Here is a 3,916-nt window from a genome sequence, read left to right on the forward strand (position 1 = left end):
TAAATTATAATTGTCCTTACGAGATCTTTTATAAAAAGAATGTCGCACTGGTTTGTTGAGCTCAGCCGCGCCCCTAAGAAATATTTCTTTTACTAAATAACCGGCTTAAACCTTACTTCATCGAGAACCTTGTTTAACTCTCCAGTAATGAAGTCTTGATTTAACGTATTTTCAAAAAGGATATAATCCTTAGGCATAAGCTTAAGTTCGTTTTTTACCTTAACTTCTTTAGTCTCAACAGCGCCGCCTTCATAAGACATTTTCTTCACTTTAAACTCAAAGCTTAGATTTAAGTTATTCTCAACACATGACATCCCCAGATTCATCGTCTGAATACTTGTCCAGTCTTTAATATCTGGTGGCGTTACCTTGGCCTGTACTAGGCCGGCCTTATTCTTTAAAGGTTTAAACTTGAACTTCAGGAAGTTTTCAAAGATTTCAATGAAGCTTAGAATATTCTTATTTGGGAGGATATCAAGTTGAAGATGGCCACATTCAAATGGAGAATCAAGATCGCCACAGACAACATAAAGGGAAGTGGCCTTCTCTGTAATAAGACAGTTTTCAGCTAGCTTAAAGCTAAAGCTTGTCTGCTCACCATTTGCTTCAACTGTTTCAATAACTTTAAAAGCGGACTCATCCTTGGCCTTAAATTTCTTCATATTGACTTCACAGAGATGGATACCTATTTTCGATAGATCGGCTTGTCCATGGGCCTTAATCGTAAGCTCTCCGTTTATCAACTCGCCCTGGGGCCAGCTTTCGCCAGCAAGCTCTAAATTCAACTCTAATGGTTTTAAGAAGAATGTTCCTCTCATAATATATGCCTTTTCTTAATTTAGGTTAAAAATACTATTCTACTTCAAATAAGAGGTACATGCCACCTCGTTACATTTTTTATATCCAACTAAGTTTGTTGTAAACTTTGATGGGAATGGTTATAGTAAGATTGAATTTTTCAGGTCAACTCTAAATGTTGGCCGTTTTTATGTGGAATTTAGAATGAGTATAAAAAGAATTAATAGTGATAATTTTGAATCTGTCGTATCTAGTGAAAGAGGTGTTTTCGTTATCAAGTTTTTCTCTGATACTTGTGGCCCATGTAAAACAATGGCGCCTGTCTTTGAGGCCTTAAATGAAAATAATCCAGAAGTGAATGTTTATGAAGTAAATACCATGGAGAGTCCTGAGATTGCGCAAAACTTTGGTGTTCGTGGTGTTCCTTACACTGCCATTTGTGAAAACCGAGAAGTTCTTTATGACTTCACAGGCCTTACGCCCCTAGGGAAAATTCAATACGTGATAAACAATATCAATGATTCACACTTTCGCTTAACAGGTGAATTCAAAGAACCGGAGACAAAGAAGAGCTACTTCTTTGAAGCAATCGTCATTATTTTGCTAGTGGCCTTTGCTTTAGCTATTTTCTTTGCATAGGCCATGTTGTAAAGAGAATATAAACTTTTCATTAAGTTTACCAAGCAATGAGAAATTTGATACTTATTGCTTATGAAAACAATTATTTTCACCTTTTTCTCCATTCTTTTGGCCACGCATTCGTTTGCTACAAATGATTGTGCTGATCTAAGTGACGACTGTGCATATTACAGCTGTATCGAAAAAGAGCGAGTATGTGGAAAGCGTGGTTATCCTTTAGGCTTTGGGCAAAAATATTGCAATAAATTCGATTCTAGGATTGAGAAGTTTTCTGAAGATGGTAAGAAATGGGTTGAGAATGTTAAGGCCTGTCTAATCTCAGGCATGAATGAAATTTCAGCCGAGACAACTTGCCGAGATTTTAAGAAGACGGCCATCTCTCTTCATGTTCCATGTTATCTGAGTGCTGGTTACTGCGAGCTTAGTAAAAAAGATAAAAACCAAGTCATAAGAATTGTCAGAGCGTCGGCCTGGAGAATTGATATCATTCTTGCTGGCTACCAAGTGATTTCAAGCTGCATGAGTGATCACTGATGGAATTGCTGCTTCAAGGACGAAATCCACGCCTGAGCATTTCGCGATAGGTGATAGTTCTTCTTGGTTACTAGTTTAAGAGGGAAGTGAAACGTCCCCTTTGGATAGAGTCTTTTAAGCTTTCGCTCCTTAAGCTCTTTTTCAACCATAATAGAAGGTAGGATCGATACACCTAGGCCTTCTAACACTATTTCCTTATGAGAAGTAAGGCTGTTGGATGAAATCGTTATTTTGACGTTTTTAAAGTCCTTATTCATCTTTGTAATTGTCGGGTATTTCTTCGTAGTTATATCATCCACTTCACGTGAACCAATAAAAGATCTTATAACATCCAAATTCTTATGTTCTGATGCCTTTATGACAAGATCATAGGGGATTGATGCCACTTCTTCTAGTTCAAGCTTATGGGCGTATTTGGCCATCTCTGGCGTATGAAAGAAGAGTCCGAATTCAAACTCTCCGTCTTCAATCTTATTAAATAAGTCAGATGAGAAACTTGTGAAACACGCTGGTTGTACCTGCGGATATTCACTTAGGAACTCTTTTAAAATTTGAGGAACAAAGTGTGCTGCGATTGGCTCACTGGCACAAAATTTCAAAGGGCCTGTACATTCAAATTTTCCGTCACTTGCGATTGTTTCAATATCTTCAATAGACTTAAAGATTTCGTCACATTTCTTGTAAATCTCTAGGCCAATATCAGTTAGGGTAGTTTTGCGCTTTTCACGGTTTAAGAGCTTAACTCCTAATTGATCTTCTAGAAGCGCAACGGTCTTACTAATCGATGGCTGCTGGACGTACAGCTTCTTAGAGGCTTTTGTGAAACCTCCATACTTGGCAACATAGTAGAAATGTTTTAAGTGACCTAATTCCATAAGATTTCCTGTTATTCATATTAGGAATGATAATTATATTTATTATATATTATATCTATTGAGTGGTTTCAACTATAAATACTTCAACTTGTAACTAATAGGAGAGTTTATGAAGGTTTTGGCCACTTTATTTATTGTAAATTTAATAACTTTTACGAATGCATATGCATCAGGCTGTTTTGGTTATAATGAGTATGTAACTTCAATTAGACCAGGGTATTTTACAACGGCCAAAGTTTATCGTGAAAGTCTGCAGATCAAGAGCGTCTACACTAATGTTTCAAATATCGTATTTTGGGCACAAGCTAATGATGAAAAGGTCTTCTTTCAGTCGAAATTTATGGAGCCTTCACTAGCGCAAAAAGCTTATGATTTCATCGCTAACAAATTAGATGAATCACTGGAGTTTATTGCACAATTTAATGCAGTAGAATTTGAAATCTATGATGACTGTGATGACTACCGCGAATATGTCACACGAAACCAATACGTAATGAAGATAGATTTCAATGGATATACTGCCATTGAATTTAAGAATTTGTAGGGGAGACAGGTCGTTAAATATATAGACATAGCTAAAAATATTACAAATAAGGCCTTTGGATTATGGTTCAATCAAGAAGAATGCGCTAAACGCAAAATGCTACTTGAGTTATGGTGATGCTTATTCAGACTACGAGAAATATCGTTCGATTGATGTGTGTAAGTAGAAAGAAATAAAATTCTAAACGATATATTTAAGGCAGAGATTTTTCTCTGTTTTTTTATGTCTAAATATTAGGGCACAAAATATAAACTAAATTAAACTCTTAATTTTTGAAACTCTCAAAAAGCCTTGGTATTCTTTCATTTACATGGAGGTTCTTTTAAGAAACAAAAAGACGCAGATAAGAAATATAATGTACTACATAGAATAATTTATGGATATAAAGCTTTCAGAGAGTGACTTATTTAGACGGGATTGAGTGCTATAGGGGAAAATAATTCACCCCACATAATATCAGTTATATGGGGTAAAGCCCCAAAAAGCCGTAATATGCAGTGTTTAGCGCACTTTCGTTTTGATTCGC

Annotated in this window: 5 protein-coding genes; 3 read left to right on the top strand and 2 right to left on the bottom strand. The window is 36.0% G+C overall.

What is annotated here, in order from left to right:
- Positions 1-92: 92 nt before the first annotated feature.
- Entirely contained in the window at positions 93-818 is a 726-nt protein-coding gene (locus ABMA76_RS15515) for a hypothetical protein (RefSeq protein WP_392908392.1), read from the bottom strand.
- A gap of 184 nt (positions 819-1,002) precedes the next feature.
- Between ABMA76_RS15515 and ABMA76_RS15520 the strand changes: the two genes are divergently transcribed.
- Complete coding sequence (locus ABMA76_RS15520; RefSeq protein ID WP_392908394.1) at positions 1,003-1,437, top strand: thioredoxin family protein; 435 nt, start codon at positions 1,003-1,005, stop codon at positions 1,435-1,437.
- Between the two features lie 72 nt (positions 1,438-1,509).
- Complete coding sequence (locus ABMA76_RS15525; RefSeq protein ID WP_392908397.1) at positions 1,510-1,971, top strand: hypothetical protein; 462 nt, start codon at positions 1,510-1,512, stop codon at positions 1,969-1,971.
- On the opposite strand, the gene ABMA76_RS15530 is transcribed toward ABMA76_RS15525, so the two are convergent.
- Positions 1,965-2,846 (bottom strand): LysR family transcriptional regulator, encoded by an 882-nt coding sequence (locus tag ABMA76_RS15530; RefSeq protein WP_392908399.1) that lies wholly within the window; start codon positions 2,844-2,846, stop codon positions 1,965-1,967. The genes ABMA76_RS15525 and ABMA76_RS15530 overlap by 7 nt on opposite strands.
- Before the next feature lie 109 nt (positions 2,847-2,955).
- Here ABMA76_RS15530 and ABMA76_RS15535 point away from each other — a divergent pair, with 109 nt between their 5' ends.
- Positions 2,956-3,390 carry a hypothetical protein gene (locus ABMA76_RS15535; RefSeq protein ID WP_392908401.1) on the top strand — a complete coding sequence of 145 codons (435 nt, stop codon included), beginning with the start codon at positions 2,956-2,958 and terminating at the stop codon, positions 3,388-3,390.
- Positions 3,391-3,916: the final 526 nt, after the last annotated feature.

Origin of the sequence: Halobacteriovorax sp. ZH5_bin.2, from assembly GCF_043196375.1 — a bacterium.
Taxonomy (GTDB): domain Bacteria; phylum Bdellovibrionota; class Bacteriovoracia; order Bacteriovoracales; family Bacteriovoracaceae; genus Halobacteriovorax_A.

What these genes read in the sequence shown, in the direction of transcription:
- ABMA76_RS15515 (WP_392908392.1), bottom strand. Translation starts at nt 818, where the DNA reads ATGAGAGGAACATTCTTCTTAAAACCATTAGAGTTGAATTTAGAGCTT.
- ABMA76_RS15520 (WP_392908394.1), top strand. Translation starts at nt 1,003, where the DNA reads ATGAGTATAAAAAGAATTAATAGTGATAATTTTGAATCTGTCGTATCT.
- ABMA76_RS15525 (WP_392908397.1), top strand. Translation starts at nt 1,510, where the DNA reads ATGAAAACAATTATTTTCACCTTTTTCTCCATTCTTTTGGCCACGCAT.
- ABMA76_RS15530 (WP_392908399.1), bottom strand. Translation starts at nt 2,846, where the DNA reads ATGGAATTAGGTCACTTAAAACATTTCTACTATGTTGCCAAGTATGGA.
- ABMA76_RS15535 (WP_392908401.1), top strand. Translation starts at nt 2,956, where the DNA reads ATGAAGGTTTTGGCCACTTTATTTATTGTAAATTTAATAACTTTTACG.